Origin of the sequence: Pseudomonas fluorescens (assembly GCF_000968015.1) — a bacterium.
GTDB lineage: Bacteria > Pseudomonadota > Gammaproteobacteria > Pseudomonadales > Pseudomonadaceae > Aquipseudomonas > Aquipseudomonas fluorescens_W.
Genome location: NZ_LACH01000072.1, coordinates 25,090 through 42,484, shown reverse-complemented (window position 1 = coordinate 42,484; position 17,395 = coordinate 25,090). Strand labels below are relative to the sequence as shown.

14 protein-coding genes and 1 pseudogene are annotated in these 17,395 nt (G+C 59.8%); 10 read left to right on the top strand and 5 right to left on the bottom strand.

Translation table 11 applies throughout. The features are described 5' to 3' along the window. Positions 1-68: 68 nt before the first annotated feature. The 3 genes from VD17_RS27575 (at position 69) to VD17_RS27565 (ending at position 4,121) form a co-directional block, all read left to right on the top strand. Positions 69-1,718 carry an acyl-CoA dehydrogenase family protein gene (locus tag VD17_RS27575; RefSeq protein ID WP_046056590.1) on the top strand — a complete coding sequence of 550 codons (1,650 nt, stop codon included), beginning with the start codon at positions 69-71 and terminating at the stop codon, positions 1,716-1,718. Between the two features lie 191 nt (positions 1,719-1,909). Further along, positions 1,910-3,409, top strand: coding sequence for an AMP nucleosidase (gene amn / locus VD17_RS27570; protein ID WP_185753236.1), 1,500 nt, complete (start codon positions 1,910-1,912; stop codon positions 3,407-3,409). A gap of 70 nt (positions 3,410-3,479) precedes the next feature. Further along, positions 3,480-4,121, top strand: a complete 642-nt coding sequence (locus VD17_RS27565) for a pseudouridine synthase (RefSeq protein ID WP_033054187.1) — start codon at positions 3,480-3,482, stop codon at positions 4,119-4,121. On the opposite strand, the gene VD17_RS27560 is transcribed toward VD17_RS27565, so the two are convergent. After that, positions 4,116-4,325 carry a DUF2788 domain-containing protein gene (locus tag VD17_RS27560; protein WP_007937369.1) on the bottom strand — a complete coding sequence of 70 codons (210 nt, stop codon included), beginning with the start codon at positions 4,323-4,325 and terminating at the stop codon, positions 4,116-4,118. The two genes, VD17_RS27565 and VD17_RS27560, sit on opposite strands and share 6 nt — an antisense overlap. 250 nt (positions 4,326-4,575) lie before the next feature. Next, positions 4,576-5,055, bottom strand: coding sequence for an Lrp/AsnC family transcriptional regulator (locus tag VD17_RS27555; protein ID WP_007937367.1), 480 nt, complete (start codon positions 5,053-5,055; stop codon positions 4,576-4,578). Between the two features lie 436 nt (positions 5,056-5,491). Between VD17_RS27555 and VD17_RS27550 the strand changes: the two genes are divergently transcribed. Continuing rightward, positions 5,492-6,547, top strand: coding sequence for a DUF6515 family protein (locus VD17_RS27550; protein ID WP_046056589.1), 1,056 nt, complete (start codon positions 5,492-5,494; stop codon positions 6,545-6,547). Here the strand turns inward: VD17_RS27550 and VD17_RS27545 are convergent. Then, on the bottom strand, positions 6,532-7,437 hold the full coding sequence (locus tag VD17_RS27545; RefSeq protein ID WP_046056588.1) for a cation diffusion facilitator family transporter: 906 nt from the start codon (positions 7,435-7,437) through the stop codon (positions 6,532-6,534). The two genes, VD17_RS27550 and VD17_RS27545, sit on opposite strands and share 16 nt — an antisense overlap. A gap of 29 nt (positions 7,438-7,466) precedes the next feature. Further along, the gene (locus VD17_RS27540; protein ID WP_046056587.1) at positions 7,467-7,886 is read right to left on the bottom strand and encodes a hypothetical protein; all 420 of its coding nucleotides are present in this window, start codon (positions 7,884-7,886) and stop codon (positions 7,467-7,469) included. A gap of 362 nt (positions 7,887-8,248) precedes the next feature. On the opposite strand from VD17_RS27540, the pseudogene VD17_RS33220 reads away from it, so the two are divergent. The 4 genes and pseudogenes from VD17_RS33220 to hrpB form a co-directional block, all read left to right on the top strand. Continuing rightward, positions 8,249-8,329 (top strand): annotated as a pseudogene (locus VD17_RS33220) (DEAD/DEAH box helicase); the annotation flags it as partial. 80 nt (positions 8,330-8,409) lie between these two features. Beyond that, positions 8,410-9,417, top strand: a complete 1,008-nt coding sequence (locus VD17_RS27535) for a hypothetical protein (RefSeq protein ID WP_185753235.1) — start codon at positions 8,410-8,412, stop codon at positions 9,415-9,417. Beyond that, positions 9,411-10,163, top strand: coding sequence for a nucleotidyl transferase AbiEii/AbiGii toxin family protein (locus VD17_RS27530; protein WP_046056585.1), 753 nt, complete (start codon positions 9,411-9,413; stop codon positions 10,161-10,163). The genes VD17_RS27535 and VD17_RS27530 overlap by 7 nt, the downstream gene beginning before the upstream one ends. Positions 10,164-10,487: 324 nt before the next feature. Next, positions 10,488-13,007: an ATP-dependent helicase HrpB gene (gene hrpB, locus VD17_RS27525; RefSeq protein WP_046056584.1), complete on the top strand. Its 2,520-nt coding sequence runs from the start codon at positions 10,488-10,490 to the stop codon at positions 13,005-13,007. 108 nt (positions 13,008-13,115) lie between these two features. On the opposite strand, the gene VD17_RS27520 is transcribed toward hrpB, so the two are convergent. Beyond that, complete coding sequence (locus tag VD17_RS27520) at positions 13,116-14,030, bottom strand: LysR substrate-binding domain-containing protein (protein WP_046048823.1); 915 nt, start codon at positions 14,028-14,030, stop codon at positions 13,116-13,118. Positions 14,031-14,255: 225 nt separating this feature from the next. Here VD17_RS27520 and VD17_RS27515 point away from each other — a divergent pair, with 225 nt between their 5' ends. Next, positions 14,256-15,746: an aldehyde dehydrogenase gene (locus VD17_RS27515; protein ID WP_046056658.1), complete on the top strand. Its 1,491-nt coding sequence runs from the start codon at positions 14,256-14,258 to the stop codon at positions 15,744-15,746. A 23-nt stretch (positions 15,747-15,769) separates the two neighbouring features. After that, positions 15,770-17,140, top strand: coding sequence for an aspartate aminotransferase family protein (locus VD17_RS27510; RefSeq protein WP_046056583.1), 1,371 nt, complete (start codon positions 15,770-15,772; stop codon positions 17,138-17,140). Positions 17,141-17,395: the final 255 nt, after the last annotated feature.

Here is a 17,395-nt window from a genome sequence, read left to right as displayed (position 1 = left end):
ATGACACTTTGTTCGGCCAAGGGGCGGTGCTTAACTGAAGTCACTTGGCTGACCAAAGGAGCCCCGTCATGAACCTGCATCAGTTCGCCGAAACCCACGAAGTCACCAACCAGCCACCGTCGCTGGACGGCGCCAACCTGTATCGCATCGACTTGCCGTTGCAGGAGTGGTCGCGGCGTTTCGGGGCCGAGTGGGCCGAGTCGCGGATCGACGCTTACGGCGCGCTGGCCGGCGGGCCACTGATGGAAGCGGGGTTCCTGGCCAATCAGAACAAACCGGTTTTCAGCAGCCATGACCGTTACGGCCATCGCATCGATCTGGTGGAATTTCACCCGGCGTATCACGAGTTGATGCGCACCGCGGTCGAACACGGTTTGACCTCATTGCCCTGGGCGCATCCGCAGTCCGGTGCTCATGTCGCCCGCGCCTCCATGACCTACCTGCACAGCCAGGCCGAAGCAGGCAGTGGTTGCCCGCTGACCATGACCTTCGCCAGCGTTCCAGCGATGCGTCTGCAACCGGACCTGGCCGAGCAGTGGCTGCCGAAAATCCTTTCTACCGAATACGACCCGCGCAACGTCGGCATGGCCCACAAGGCCGGGGTCACCATCGGCATGGCCATGACCGAGAAACAGGGCGGCACCGACGTGCGGGCCAACACCACCAAGGCTTTTCCGGTCGGCGCCAGTGGTCCGGGCCAGGCGTATGAACTGGTGGGCCACAAGTGGTTCTGTTCGGCACCGATGTGCGATGCGTTCCTGACCTTGGCCCAGACTGACAAGGGGTTGACCTGTTTCCTGCTGCCGCGCCATCGCCCGGACGACACGCGCAATCAGTTCTACATACAGCGCCTGAAGAACAAACTTGGCAATTGCTCCAACGCTTCCAGCGAAGTGGAATTCCGTGGTGCGCTGGCGTGGATGGTCGGCGAGGAAGGGCGGGGAGTTCCGACCATCATCGAAATGGTCGCCATGACCCGCTTCGATTGCATGGTCGGTTCCAGTTCGCTGATGCGCCAGGCCCTGACCCAGGCCAGCCATCACTGCGCCCACCGCAAGGTCGGCGGAAAGTTGCTCAGCGAGCAACCCTTGATGCAGAACGTACTGGCCGACCTGGCCCTGGAAAGCGAAGCCGCCCTGGCCTTGAGCCTGCGTATGGGCCAGGCGCTGGATCATCTGGATGACGACCATGAAGCCAAATTCGCTCGGCTGGTCACGGCGGTGGGCAAGTACTGGATCTGCAAGCGCGCGCCCGGGATGATCAACGAGGCGGCCGAATGCATGGGCGGTGCCGGTTATGTCGAAGACAGTATCTTGCCGCGGTTGTACCGTGAGGCACCGGTCAATTCGACGTGGGAAGGTTCCGGCAACGTGCAATGCCTCGACGTGTTGCGAGCGTTGTCGAAGGAACCGGGTGTGCTCGACGTACTGTTCAGCGAATTGGGCGATGGTCATGGCGACAAACGCCTGGCCGCACACATCAGCCAATTGCAGGCAGCGTTCAAGGACACCAGCGACATTCAGTATCGTGCGCGGCAGCTCACCGAAGACATTGCGTTGGGCCTTCAGGCCAAGCTGTTGCTGGAGGCGGGCAACGCCGCCGTGAGTGACGCTTTCATTGCGAGCCGCCTCGGTTCGGCCGGTCGGGTGTATGGCGCGTTGCCACGTGGGCTGGATGTGGAAGCGATTGTGGCCCGGTCGACCCCACAAGGGTTCTGACCAGTCCTTGATGAATGACACTGAACCCATGTGGGAGCGAGCTTGCTCGCGATAGCGGTATGACATTCGACATCTCTGCCGGATGTTAGTCAGTCATCGCGAGCAAGCTCGCTCCCACATTGGATAGGTGGTGTGCACAGCATCTGTGAATCAACACTCCGCTGTTCCCGTGAAGCGACGATCAAGGCAAGATGAAGGCCTGCAAGTCAGAACACAGGATGCTGATCGTGACCGAAGCTTTTATTGTCGTTCAAACCGCCGAGCAAGCCGTGGACCGGCTTGCGCTCTTGCACAATCGTGCAACCACCGCGCTGAACCAGGCGCTCAAGCGTTACCTCAAGGATCGAGTCGAACCGGACGCCGAACAGCGTGCGATGTTTCGTTATCCCGAATTGCGTCTGACCTACCATTGCCAGGGCGAAGTCCCACAGACCACTCGCGCCTACGCCAAGGTTCAACTGCCGGGGACTTACAGCGTCACCGTCACTCATCCCGCCGCCTTCCGTAAATACCTGCTGGAACAGCTGGTGCCGTTGATGCACGACTTCACCGTGACGGTAGAAGTGGGCATCAGTCAGCAAAATATTCCTTATCCGTACGTGGTTGAGCAGGGCGATGAGCTGGCCGGCTCCGGCGTGACTGCGGCCGTGCTGGCGCGGGTGTTCCCGAGTACCGACTTGTCGGCCGCGACCGATGGCATCGCCGACGGTTTGTACGATTGGGAAAACACCGACCCGCTGCCGTTGGCCTTGTTCGACGCTGCGCGGGTGGATTTCTCCCTGCGCCGTCTGGTGCATTACACTGGCAGCGACTGGCGTCATGTGCAGCCATGGATTCTGCTGACCAACTACCACCGCTACGTTGACCAGTTCATCGTCCATGGCCTGGAACAGTTGCGCAGCGATCCGCGTTTCGTGCGCATGGTCTTACCGGGCAACGTGATCATCGAAAAAAGCATGGACCACGGCGAAGCCTCGGCGATTGCCGCCGGTGTGGTTTGGCACCGTTATCAGATGCCGGCCTATCACCTGATCGCCAGCGACGGCCACGGCGTGACCCTGGTGAACATCGGCGTCGGCCCGTCCAACGCCAAGAACATCACCGACCACCTGGCGGTGCTGCGTCCGCATTGCTGGCTGATGATCGGCCACTGTGGCGGCTTGCGTCAGTCGCAGACGATTGGCGATTACGTGCTGGCGCACGCTTACATGCGCCGCGACGGGATTCTGGATCGGGTCGTGCCGCCGAATATTCCGATACCGGCCCTGGCGGAAGTGCAGATGGCGTTGCAGCAAGCGGCGGCCAATATCACCGGTGAGAAGGGCGACGAGCTGAAAAAACGCCTGCGCACCGGCACCGTACTGACCTACGACGACCGTAACTGGGAATTGCGCTGGGCTCAGGAGCGTCCGCTGATCAACCTGTCTCGCGCCGTGGCGGTGGACATGGAAAGCGGCACCATCGCGGCGCAAGGTTATCGCTTGCGGGTTCCGTACGGCACGTTGCTCTGTGTCTCGGACAAACCGTTGCACAGCGAAATCAAACTGCCGGGTTCGGCCAACGCCTTCTATGAGCGCGCGGTCAGCCAGCACTTGAAGATCGGTATCGAGGCGGTGGATCTGTTGCGCACCGAACTCAACTCGCTGCACTCGCGCAAACTGCGCAGCTTCGACGAGCCGCCGTTCCGCTGATTGCGAGATGGTCATTTAGCGGTCAGGGCACTAGCATTAGCAGCCCCGACCGTTAGATGTTCCTTTTCCCATGTCCCGTCCTCAACGTCCCGTTTCCCGCCGCCCTGGCGTGAAGCCTGCGCCATCGTCCTCAGCCCCGCGCCGTGTCGCTAAAGCGCCGCCGGCCGAGCCGAAGCTGATTCTGTTCAATAAACCGTTCGATGTGCTGACGCAATTCAGCGACGGCGAAGGGCGGGCGACGCTCAAGGATTACATCGAGATTCCCGGGATTTACCCGGCAGGACGGCTGGACCGCGACAGCGAAGGTTTGCTGCTGCTGACCAACGATGGCCAGCTTCAGGCGCGGATCGCCGACCCGAAGCACAAACTGGCGAAGACCTATTGGGTGCAGGTGGAAGGCGAGCCGAGTGCCGAGCAATTGCAGCGTTTACGCGATGGCGTGGAGCTGAACGATGGCATGACGCTACCGGCTGAAGCGCGGCAGCTTGAAGAACCTGAACTGTGGCCACGCAACCCGCCCGTACGCTTTCGCAAAAGCGTGCCGACGAGCTGGCTGGAGTTGGTGATTCGCGAAGGGCGTAACCGTCAGGTACGGCGCATGACCGCGGCGGTCGGCTTGCCGACGTTGCGTCTGGTGCGGGTCAGAATCGGTGACTGGTCGATCGAAGGGCTCGATCAGGGCCAGTGGAAGGAAGTGCCGGCGCGTTTATAACGTGCCGGATTCGATCAGGCCGATGACCACGCTTTTGATCACGAACGCGGCCACGCCCAAGCCGAGTACGAAGAACAGGATGAACGAGCCAAAACGCCCGGCCTTAGATTTTTTCGCCAGATCCCAGACGATGAAACCCATGAAAATGATCAGGATGCTGACCAGTCCAGTCATCATCCACTCTTCGAATACTGCAGGATCCATCGGACATCTCCAGCGCGGGCAGGGCTAAAAGGCGCTGGAGTATACGGCATGGGGGATTGGCGAAGTATTGGCCTGCGGCAGTGTGTCGCAGCTATTCGTCGCCCGGCTCTACCCTTGTAGGAGCTGTGTAGGAGCTGTCGAGTGAAACGAGGCTGCGATCTTTTGATTTGTTTTTAAAAGAAAAGTCAAAAGATCGCAGCCTCGTNNACTCGACAGCTCCTACAGTCCTACGGATCTACAGAATCGGGTCTCAGCTGCGCAAGTGAGTGAGGGGCAACTCAGTGCTGTTGAGCACCTGATTAAGCACAAAACTCGACCGCACACTCGTTACCCCTTCAATCCGGGTCAGGTGTCCCAGCAGCAATTTTTGATAGTGGTCCATATCCGGTACGACGACCTTGAGCTGGTAGTCGGCATCCATCCCGGTCACCAAACTGCATTCCAGAACCTGCGGCAACGTACGAATCGCCGCTTCGAAGTTCTCGAACCGCTCCGGCGTATGCCGGTCCATACCAATCAACACGTAAGCTGTCAGGCTCAGGCCAAGCATCTTGCGGTCCAGCAGGGCCACTTGGCGGGAAATGTAACCGTCGTCCTCCAGCTGCTTGACCCGCCGCGAGCATGGCGAGGGGGACAGGCCGATGCGTTCGGCCAGCTCCTGGTTGGAGATGCGCGCGTCACGCTGCAATTCCGCCAAAATGCTCAGGTCGTATCGGTCGAGTTTGCTCATCAATCAGGCCTTTGTCATAACTATTGCGGTGGATTATCTATCCAGGGTTAAAAATTGCGCAAGTGATGTTTATTTGAGCAATCTTCGCAATCCTCTGCCGGCGCCTCCGGCCTATTCTTATCACCAGAATCACTGCTCGGACAAACAGTCCACAGCAGCTCGCCCAATCAGGCCAGCTGCGGCCGCCACCCCCACAGGGGATGTGTCGGCCCCCGAGCTACACACTGTCCAGAAGACGGCGTGAGGTGAGCCGACGTCATAAGCGTCGAGCACGGACGAAGTTCTCTAAAGGGAGGCCGACGGGTCTCCCTTTTCTTTTGCCCGGAATTTGCCGACTGCCCTCAATAAATAAGTTGCGTGACTGATAACCTGTTGCAGAACCGGCCTGTGCTTTCCCAGTCTTACGTACAGGCCCTAACCCGCAGTGAGGAAAAGCATGAAGTCGCGCATCTGGCGTTTGGCCGGTGTTGGTTTGCTGTGTGTAAGTGTCACTGCGCAATCGCTGGCCGATGAGCCGCAAAACCGTGGCCCCGATGGCGGGCAGCGCGGCTCGGATGGCCACCAGGGAAACAATCAGGGCCACGGCGGCGATAACCAGCCGCGCCCGCAGAACAATCCGCAGCAAAACCAGCCGCGTGCGCAGAATAACGAAATCATTCGTGGTGACAACAGTCGCCAGTTCGAGCACAACGACCAGAATCAGAACAACGGCCAATGGCAGAACCAGCCCCGGCCGCAGCACGATTACAACAATCCGGTTCGCTCGCCGCCGCCACCTCCGCAGTTACCAGCCAACGACCTGCCGATTCAGGGGCGGCCCGACACCGTGCGCCAGACCCAGCAGCCGCAGCGTGGTTACTACCAGGACGTGCCGCGGCGCAACGATTACAACCAGTATTGGCAGAACAACGGTCCGCGTCCCGATGACCATCGCTGGGCCGGTCGCCCGGATGGGCATGGCAATGGCTGGGGGCCTGGCCCGCAGTACCGTCCCGGTCATGTGATCGATCGCTTCCCCGACCGTGATTACCGTGTGCCGTACCGTGGTCAGGATTACTTCTACTCCGGCGGCTACTGGTATCGCCCGCAAGGCCCGCGCTACGTGGTGGTTGAGCCTCCACGCGGGATTCGCGTCAGCTACTTGCCGGATTACGCGCGTGAAGTGTGGATCGGCGGGGCGCTGTTGTTCCTCGCGGCCGGTTCTTATTACGCCTATCAGGAAAACACTCAGGATTACGTCGTGGTCGAACCGCCCCTGCAACCGCAGCCGCAACCGGTCAGCAATGGTTATGACGTGGTGGCGTATCCGGCCAACGGTCAGTCGCCGGAGCAGGTCAACCAGGACGGTTACGACTGCTATCAATACGCAGTGCAGCAGAGTGGCTTCGATCCGCGAACGGCTACCTACCAGCCAGACCCGTCGGTGGTACAAGCCTATCGACAGGCCCAGGGCAACTGCCTGAGCAGTCGCGGCTATCAGGTTTCTTTCTGAGCCCTGCCTGCCAGCACCACTTCCTGCGGGTCGGCGTGCACCAGCACTTCGGCTCGCGGGTAGGCGGCATGAATGGCATCGGCGGCTTGGTCGCTGATGCCGTGAGCGACTGACAGGGTCAGGTCCCCCGGCAATTCCAGGTGCAACTGCACGAACCACTGGTTGCCGGAAACCCGTGTACGCAGGTCGTGCGCCCCCAATACTCCCGGTACGCTGCAGGCCAGTTTGAGCATGTGCTGGCTGACGTCCGACGGCAGTTCTTCATCCATCAGCACCATAAAACTTTCCCGGGCGATCTGAATCGCGCTCCATAGAATGTAGGCGGCGATCCCCAATCCGAACCAGGGGTCGACCTGATGCCAACCGAACCCGGCGAGCACCAGCGCCACCAGAATGCTGCCGTTGAGCAGCATGTCCGAACGGTAATGCAGGGAATCGGCGCGCACCGCGTTGGAGCCGGTCGCCTTGACGACCCGATGTTGCAACATCAACAGGGCCAGGGTCAGCGCCAGGGAAAACACAATCACCCCGATGCTGATCCACGGCGCTCCCACCGGTTCCGGGTATTTCAGTCGATCAATCGCCTGCAAGGCAATCAGCACCGCACTGCCGCCAATGAACAACGCCTGAGCCATGCCCGCCAACGACTCGGCCTTGCCGTGTCCATACCGATGATCATCGTCGGCCGGGCGCAAGGCGTAATGCACAGCGAGCAGGTTGAGCAGCGAGGTGACGCCGTCGAGCGTAGAGTCGGTCAACCCGGCGAGCATGCTCACCGAACCGCTCAACCACCAGGCGATGGCTTTGGCGACGATCAACGTGCACGCCACCGCCACCGAGGCACGGGTCGCCAGCAGCAGCAGGCGGGCGTGTTCGGAGCTTGCGATCATAAGTGCGGCTATTCCTTTAAGTGCACGGATTACGCGGCAGGTTGCAGGCCGAACATGGCCAGTTGCTGGGCGCTGCCCTTGTGCTGGATCAGGCGTGGGTCATCCAGCGGGAAGCTGCGGCCCAGTTCGGTTTCAAGAATAGTCTGCAACTTGTGGTTATCGACCTTGCCGTCGGCACCGATGGCTTCCTTGAGTTTTTCCGGGGCCACCTGGGCGGTCTTGCCTGGCTCGAAGTAAATCGCGCCGGTGGCGAAGTCCACGGCAAACGCGATCAGGCCGGGGATGATGTAGAACAGCAGGCCCACGGCATCGAGCGCAGCGATGGCCGGGTCGATCTTGCCGTCAATCTGACCGCGACGGTCAGGGTAGAAAATCGATCCGCAAGCGGTCACCTGGGTCAGCAATGTCGCGACCAATACACCGCCAATCAAGCGAAAGGGAACACGCATATGAAATCTCCTGAGTCATCTGGAAAACGAAGGGGCGTCTATATGAATTAGGACAGCAATGAGCGACAAGCAGTTCGCCGTTATACTCGCGCTCGGCAGGGCGTGCCCACAGTAAATTGTGGCCGCGTCTCACCCCCACTGGAATAGTTGAGGATTGATGTTGTTTTTTCCAGATCGACAACGCGTGACGGCTGATGGGTTTTTGGGGGTTCGGCCCTCCGGGCTGAAGCTGTGGACGTGCCATGCTGCGTTGCGGAACTTGGTAAGGAAACGACCCTTACCTGCGTCCCGCGCCTTGCCTGGCACGCCCACAGTTTCAACGCGACTCGCAATTTACTGTGGGCACGCCCTGGGGAGCCAGCATGATTTCTTTGCCGATTGATGAAGTTTTACCTGCCCTGCGTGAAGCCTTGGCTACACGCCACGAAGCCGTGCTGGAAGCGTGCTGAACTAATACGCTGGTAACGCGATTATTGAACAGTAACAGCCTGGCTGTTACTGTGCTGAAAACGTGTTATTTGGTGTGAAAGTGAAAACCAGCAGACAAGAGATTCAAGATTACTTCGAATCGATTTTCGGGGTTAAACCCGAAATCAAGCGCTGGGGGAAAACCATAGGTTTACCCTTTTATCTCTTGGACGAATACGCCTTCGACATCGTGACGCTCTACGATCGGCAATGCCTCGTATTGCTTGCTCACGAGCCTTTTGAAAACGTTACGACGATCCGCAAGCACATCGAAATTCTGCAGAAAATGGTGGATCACCCGATCCTCTACGCGACCGGTGCACTCAAATCATATGAAAGAAAACGTCTCATCGAGTCGGGCGTTCAGTTTGTAGTGCCTGGCAATCAACTCTTCGCTCCACAGCTTGGAATGGATCTGCGTGAGTTTTTTCGCAGCAGGCAAGTCGAAAAACAAGTCATGGGCCCAGCGAGCCAGGTACTGCTTATCGCAGCCATCAGCCGAGGGTGGGATAAGGACTTTACCTTTCGAGGCGCAGATCTGGTGGGGGGTGAGGCGTATTCGAAAATGACAATGTCCAGGGCGATGAAAGAATTCCAATCGTTCGGATTGATAGAGCCTGCCTCGAATGACAAACCACCTCGCTGGCGCTTTGTAGCGACGCCTGAAGTTATCTGGGAAAAAGCCCTTCCAGCATTACAAAACCCGGTGAAACGGGTGACGTACTCTGATTGGCCCCCTGTGTTGCAGCGATTGGCTGGTCTGTCTGCGCTCAGCAAAGCATCGATGCTCGGGGAGCCTCCGATACCGATAATCGCGTTTTCCAAAGAAGAGTGGGACCTGGAGGTCAGGGGCTCCGGCCGCAAAGAAGTCGGTCGATTTGATGATCCCGATTTTGAGGTCGAAATCTGGAGTTACTCTCCCGATCACATTCTTGGCAAAACCTGTGTTCCAGTGTCGAGAGAAAGTGTGGACCCTCTGTCTCTCTACCTCAGCTTGAAGGATGACGTAGACGACAGAGTCCAGATCAGTCTTGATGAAATGATGGAGAAGATCGAATGGTAAAAGGACTGGATACCTTTCGCGGGGCCTTTGCCGGACACGCGGATCGATATGTGCTGATCGGCGGCGTTGCAGCCAGTCTGGCCCTTGAAGAAGCAGGCCTGGAGTTCCGGGCGACCCGTGATCTGGATATCGTTCTCATCATTGAAGCTTTGGATGACGTGTTCGGCGCCGAGTTCTGGGCGTTCGTGAAGCGCGGCGGTTACACGGAGCGTCAGGCGCTTGATGGGCCGACAAGACGCTATAGATTCGGCAATCCTGCCGCCGAGAACTACCCGGTACTTTTGGAGTTATTCTCAAGGGCCCCTGAAGGCTTGTCATTGCCGGAAGGTGCTCACCTGACTCCAGTCCCTGTAGACGGAGATATTTCCGATCTGTCAGCAATTCTGCTCGACGAGGCTTATTACGCCTTCATCGTAGAAGGTCGTAACGACACTGCGGATCTTTCCTACATTGGTGTCGACCGACTGATCCCGCTAAAAGCACAGGCATGGACCAATCTCAGCCGCCCGGAGTGCGAAGAGTCGAACGCCGGCCGCAAAAGCAATAAACACCTGAAAGACATTATTGTTTTGTCTCGGCTTCTTTCAGCAGACTCTGAGTTTGATCTACCGGAAAGCATCACAGAGGATTTACGGCAGTTTCTGGATGTCATGCCTTCACTGGACGTGGACATGAAAGCCATCGGGCTGCGTGGAGTGACTATCGGTGAAATAGCGACGCGCATACGAACCGCGTTCAAAATCTAGATTCTGAGCGCCCGGTTACATTGAGCCGGGCGCTTCGCCGTTATACTTCCCGGCGGCAGGGCGTGCCCACAGTAAATTTCGGCCGCGTCTCACCCCTTCCAGGATTAGTTGAGTACTGAAGTTGTTTTTTCCAGATCGACCACGCGCAATGGCTAATAAGTTTTACTGGGGTTCGGCCCTCCGGGCTGAAGCTGTGGACGTGCCATGCTGCGTTGCGGAACTTGGTAAGGAAACGACCCTTACCTGCGTCCCGCGCCTTGCCTGGCACGCCCACAGCTTCAACGCGACTCGCAATTTACTGTGGGCACGCCCTGGGGAGCCAGCATGATTTCTTTGCCGATTGATGAAGTTTTACCCGCCCTGCGTGAAGCCTTGGCTACACGCCACGAAGCCGTGCTCGAAGCACCGCCCGGTGCCGGTAAAACCACCCGTGTGCCGTTGGCCTTGCTCAACGAGCCCTGGTTGGCCGGGCAGACCATTCTGATGCTTGAGCCGCGCCGTTTGGCCGCGCGGGCAGCAGCGGAGCGTCTGGCCAGTGAGCTGGGCGAGAAGGTCGGCGAAACCGTCGGCTATCGCATTCGTCTCGACAGCAAAGTCGGCCCCAACACCCGCATCGAAGTGGTCACCGAAGGGATTCTGACCCGACGCTTGCAGGACGACCCGGCGCTCGAAGGCGTTGGCCTGCTGATTTTCGACGAATTCCACGAGCGCAGTCTCGACGCCGATCTGGCGCTGGCCTTGAGCCTGAATGGCCGCGAGCTGTTTCGTGACGATCAACCGCTGAAAATCCTGTTGATGTCGGCAACGCTGGAAGGCGAACGCCTGGCCGGGTTGCTCGATGACGCGCCGATCCTGCGCAGCGAAGGCCGCATGTACCCGGTGGCGATGCGCTGGGGGCGGCCGTTTCAACCGGGTGAATTCATCGAGCCGCGTCTGGTGCAGACCATTCTCGAAGCACTGAATGATGAAACCGGCAGCGTGCTGGTGTTCTTGCCGGGGCAGGCGGAAATCCGTCGGGTACATCAACAACTCGCCGATGCACTGGGCGAGAGCACGCAAGTGCTGCTCTGCCCGTTGCACGGTGAACTGGACCTCGCCGCGCAACGCGCGGCGATTGATCCGGCCCCCGCCGGCAAACGCAAAGTGGTGCTGGCGACCAACATCGCCGAGACCAGCCTGACCATTAATGGCGTGCGCGTGGTGATCGATGCCGGGTTGGCGCGGGTGCCGCGTTTCGACCCGGGCAGCGGCATGGCCCGCCTCGACACTCAACGTATTTCCAAAGCCAGCGCCACTCAGCGCGCGGGCCGGGCAGGGCGGTTGGAACCGGGTGTGTGTTATCGGTTGTGGTCGCAGGATCAGCATGAACAACTGGCGGCCTATGCCAGTGCGGAAATCCTCTCGGCGGATCTTGCCGGGCTAGCGTTGCAGCTCGGCCGCTGGGGCGTGACGCCGGGGCAATTGGTGTGGCTCGACGTGCCGCCAGCGGCCGCTTATGCACAGGCTCAGGACTTGCTTGAGCGCCTGGGCGCATTGGACGGCGAAGCGCTGACCCGCCACGGTCAGGCCATGGCCGAACTGCCGGCGCATCCACGTATTGCGCATTTGCTGTTGCGCGGTCAGGCGCTTGGCTTGGCCGACATGGCGTGCGATGTCGCGGCATTGCTCGGTGAGCGGGATATTTTGCGTGGCGCCGGGGCGGATCTGCACAGTCGACTGGTGCTGTTGTCCGGCGAAGAGCGCGCCGCACGCGGCGCTCAGGGTGGCGTGCAACGTGCCAGGCAACTGGCGCGTCAGTATCGCGGTTATCTGCGGGGCAAGGCGTCGGAGCCGGTCAGCGATCCGGATCATCCGCGTTGGCTCGGCGCACTGCTGGCGTTGGCCTATCCCGACCGTGTTGCCCAGCAGCGTCGTGCCGGTGGCGCTGAGTATCGCCTGGCCAACGGTCGCGCAGCGTTGTTCGCCGAAGCCGACAGTTTGATGAAGCAACCGTGGCTGGTGATCGCCGATCTCGGCAGCCGTCAGGGCCAGCGTGAAGAACGGATTTATCTGGCGGCGGATTTCGATCCAGGGCTGTTCGATTCAGTGTTGGCCGAGCAAGTGCGCGTGGTCGATCAACTGGATTGGGACGAGCGCGAAGGCGTGTTGCGCGCCGAGCGTCAGCGTAAGGTCGGTGAATTGATCCTCAGCCGCGAGCCGTTGACCGGACTAGATGAGACCGCCCGCAGTCAGGCGCTGGTGAATCTGGTGCGACGCAAAGGTCTGGAGCTATTACCGTGGACCCCGGAGCTGCGTCAGTGGCAAGCGCGAGTGGCGTTGCTGCGGCAGCTGGATCTCGGCAGTAAAGAGCAGAGTGAATGGCCGGATGTCAGCGATGCTGCACTGCTCAAAAGCCTCGAACATTGGCTGATGCCATATCTGGGCAAAGTTTCGCGGCTCAGTCACTTCGCCAATCTGGACCTGTCGAGCATCGTCCACAACCTATTGCCGTGGCCGCTGCCGCAACGGCTCGATGAGCTGGCGCCGCATCATTTGAGCGTGCCTTCGGGTTCATCGATTCGTCTGGACTACAGTGAGCAGCCGCCGATTCTGGCAGTGCGGTTGCAGGAGTTGTTCGGCTTGGCCGAGACCCCTCGGATTGCCGGTGGCCGGCAAGTGGTCAAACTGCATTTGCTGTCCCCGGCGAGGCGACCGGTGCAGGTGACCCAGGACCTGGCGAACTTCTGGCGCAGTACGTATGCCGAGGTGAAGAAGGATTTGAAGGGGCGGTATCCGAAGCACTACTGGCCGGATGATCCGCTGGTGGCCGAGGCAACCGCGCGGATCAAGCCTCGTAAAAGCTGAAGGTCAAAAGATCGCAGCCTCGTTTCACTCGACAGCTCCTACAAGGGATACGCGGTACATGTAGGAGCTGTCGAGTGAAACGAGGCTGCGATCTTTTGACGTTGATGTTCAAGAGGCGGCTTTGGCGGTCAACTGCTCCCGACAATAGTCGGCAAACAACTGCGCCGGTTTAGTCAACTGCCCGCGTTTCAACCACGCCGCCACCAGCCCTGAGCCGGTGATGTCTTCGACGATGTCCACGCACACCACTTTCTGGCCGTCATAGGTGCATTCCGAATGCGGTCGGGTGACCAGGATAGAGAAGCCGAACCCTTGCCCGACCATGCCCCGGACCATCTCGATCGACGGCGAGCTGAAGGCGATGTTCGGCGTCAGCCCCAACTCTTCGAACAGGCTGACGAAGTAGGTCCGGCTCGGTTGCACGTCCAGCAGAATCATCGGCTCCAGGCACAGATCACGCAGCGACACTTGCTTGAGTTGGGCAAAGCGATGATCCGCCGGCAGCAACGCATAAGGCCGTTGCGCCGGCATCAAGGGTTCGGTCTGGATGGTGGCGTCGAGGTCGTGTTCATACAGGATCGCCAGGTCGAAGGTGCCCGAGGTCAGGCCTTGCACCAGCTCTTGCTGTTCGCCGTCGCGGATGCGGATTTTCACCCCCGGATACAGCGCCGAGAATCCGGCAATCAACTGCGGCAGGTACAGCGGCGCGACCGTCTCGAAACAACCAATATCGATTTGCCCGGCCACCACGTCGTTGTCGGCGAGGGCGTTCTGTTCGAACTCCTTGGCCATGCGCAGCAGTTCCTGAGCCTTGCGGTAGAAGCGCGCGCCGCTGGGGGTCAATGACACGCCCTGAGCGTGATGACGGATCAGCAGTTGCACCCCGAAGCTGTCTTCCAGGCCTTTGATCGCCGTGGATATCGCCGGCTGGGCGATGTACAGCTTGCGCGACGCCTCGGCGACGCTGCCGCATTCGACGGTGGTGATGAAGTACTTCAATTGACGCAGGTTGTAGGCAGCCACGGCAAACCTCGGGGTGGATGATTTCGACATCCAGGCAATTTTCGCGCCGACTGCATCCGTTCTGACGACGGTGTTGTTATGCCTGAACAATAACCACATACCGCGCCACCGGGGAGATTGGCTGCCCAGTTTTTTCATGGTCTGCGAAGACATTTTTACTATTTTTACTGGACACAGGCCTGGGCCAACATCCAATCCACAAGAAAGCCCATGGAGCATCTGAACGTGTTCGAGCTTACATTCTGGCAAAACAAAGCCGCTGCGCTGCGGTTTCCCGATCAGGCCGTGATCGACGGTAACCCCCGTGCGGCGCAGTCGGGGCAGACCTTCGCTGCGATCAACCCGGCCACCGGCCAGTGCCTGGCCAACGTGGCCGCGTGCGGCGATGAAGACGTTGACGCGGCGGTGCGCAATGCGCGGCACCTGTTCGAGGCTGGTACCTGGTCGGCGCGTTCGCCGAGTGAGCGCAAGCAAGTGCTGTTGCGTCTGGCCGATCTGATCATGAGCCATCGCGAAGAACTGGCGCTGCTCGATTCGCTGAACATGGGCAAACCGGTGATGGACGCCTACAACATCGACGTACCGGGCGCCGCCGGGGTGTTTCGCTGGTACGCCGAAAGCCTCGACAAACTCTATGACCAGATCGCCCCAAGCGCGCAGAACGTGCTGGCGACCATCACCCGCGAAGCGCTAGGGGTGGTTGCGGCCGTGGTGCCCTGGAATTTCCCGCTGGACATGGCCGCCTGGAAACTCGCGCCAGCGCTGGCGGCGGGCAATTCGGTGATTCTCAAACCCGCCGAGCAGTCACCGTTTTCCGCCCTGCGTCTGGCCGAACTGGCGCTGGAAGCCGGCCTGCCAGCCGGCGTGCTGAACGTGCTGCCGGGGCTCGGCGAGCAGACCGGCAAAGCCCTCGGTTTGCACCCGGACGTCGATTGCCTGGTGTTCACCGGCTCCACGGAAGTCGGCAAATATTTCATGCAGTACTCGGCGCAATCCAACCTGAAACAGGTGTGGCTGGAGTGTGGCGGCAAGAGCGCCAATCTGGTGTTCGCTGATTGTCAGGACCTGGATCTGGCCGCCGAGAAAGCCGCGTTCGGGATCTTCTTCAATCAGGGCGAAGTCTGCTCGGCCAACTCGCGCTTGCTGGTGGAACGCTCGATTCATGACGAGTTCGTCGAGTGCCTCAAAGTGCACGCCGAACGTTGGCAACCGGGTGATCCGCTGGACCCGTCGAGCGGCGCCGGCGCAATCGTCGACAGCCGCCAGACCGCGCGCATCATGAAGTTCATCCAGCAGGCCGAACGCCAAGGTGCGACGAAACTTTGTGGCGGTCGACAGTCGATTTTCAACGGCTCCGACAACTTCATTCAGCCGACGATTTTCACCGGCGTGAGCCCGGACATGCCGCTGTTTCGCGATGAAGTGTTCGGCCCGGTGCTGGCGGTCACGGCGTTCGATGATGAGGCCCACGCCTTGCAACTGGCCAACGACAGCGTCTACGGTTTGGCCGCGTCGCTGTGGACCGATGACCTAAACCGCGCCCACCGCGTGGCGCGGCAATTGCGAGCCGGTACGGTGTCGGTCAACAGCGTCGATGCGCTGGATGTGACCGTGCCTTTCGGTGGCGGCAAACAATCCGGTTTCGGCCGCGATCTGTCGCTGCACTCATTCGATAAATACACCCAGTTGAAGACCACCTGGTTTCAATTGCGCTAACAACAAGAAACGGAGAACTGGCGATGACCACACCACGTGAAACCCGCGACTACCAGGCCGCCGACGCTGCGCACCACATCCACGCATTCGTCGATCAAAAAGCGCTCAACGATGAAGGGCCTCGGGTGATGGTCCGTGGCGAGCGCCTGCACCTGTGGGACAACGATGGTCGGCGTTACCTCGACGGCATGTCCGGGCTGTGGTGCACCAACCTCGGTTACGGGCGCAAGGACCTGGCTGCCGCCGCGACCCGGCAGCTGGAGCAGTTGCCGTACTACAACATGTTTTTCCACACCACCCACCCACAGGTGATCGAGCTCTCGGAGTTGCTGTTCAGCCTGTTGCCAGGGCACTACAGCCACGCGATCTACACCAACTCCGGCTCCGAGGCCAACGAGGTACTGATCCGCACCGTACGGCGTTACTGGACGATTCTCGGCAAGCCTGAGAAGAAAGTCATGATCGGTCGCTGGAACGGTTACCACGGCTCGACCCTGGCGGCGACGGCGCTCGGTGGCATGAAGTTCATGCACGAAATGGGCGGCATGCTCCCCGACATCGAACACATCGATGAGCCGTACTTTTTCGCCCACGAAGGCAACCTGACCCCGGCCGAATTTGGTCTGCGGGCGGCGCAGCAACTGGAAGCGAAGATTCTCGAGCTCGGCGCGGACAAGGTCGCCGGGTTTATCGCCGAACCGTTCCAGGGCGCTGGCGGGATGATCTTTCCACCCGAAAGTTACTGGCCGGAAATTCAGCGGATCTGCCGTAAATACGACGTGCTGTTGTGCGCCGATGAAGTGATCGGTGGCTTCGGTCGCACCGGCGAATGGTTCGCCCACGAGCACTTCGGTTTCGAGCCGGACACGCTGTCGATCGCCAAGGGTTTGACCTCAGGTTACATCCCCATGGGCGGATTGATTCTGTCGAAGAAAATGGCTCAGGTGTTGGTGGAGCAGGGCGGGGTGTTTGCTCACGGCTTGACCTACTCCGGGCACCCGGTGGCGGCGGCGGTGGCCATCGCCAACCTCACGGCATTGCGCGATGAAGGGGTGGTGACACGGGTCAAGGACGACATCGGGCCTTACCTGCAACAGTGCTTGCGCGAAGTGTTCGGCAATCACCCGTTGGTGGGCGATATTCAGGGTGTCGGCATGGTGGCGGCGCTGCAATTGGCTGAAGACAAAACCAGTCGCAAGCGCTTTACCAACGAGAACGACATTGCCTGGCGTTGCCGCACGATTGGCTTTGAAGAGGGCGTGATTATTCGCTCGACGTTGGGGCGGATGATCATGGCGCCGGCGTTGATTGCGAGTCGTGAAGAGGTTGATGAACTGGTTGGCAAGACCCTGAAAGCTGTTGATCGTACGGCGCAGGAATTCGGCCGACTCTGACATTGTCTGAAGGTCCTGCGGACCTTATCGCGAGCAGGCTCACTCCTACATTGGATCTGTGTGACCTCGGTAGAGAGGTGACACAGTCCCCCTGTAGGAGTGAGCCTGCTCGCGATTGCTTTCGCCCATTCAACACACCTCTCCAGGCTTTTGCACCCACCCCGTGCACCCCCGCCCACAGCGCCCTTTCGCAGCGCACGCTACCCAGTTTTTTCATCGCTCGCCTCGACATATTTCCTAATTTTACTAATCCCG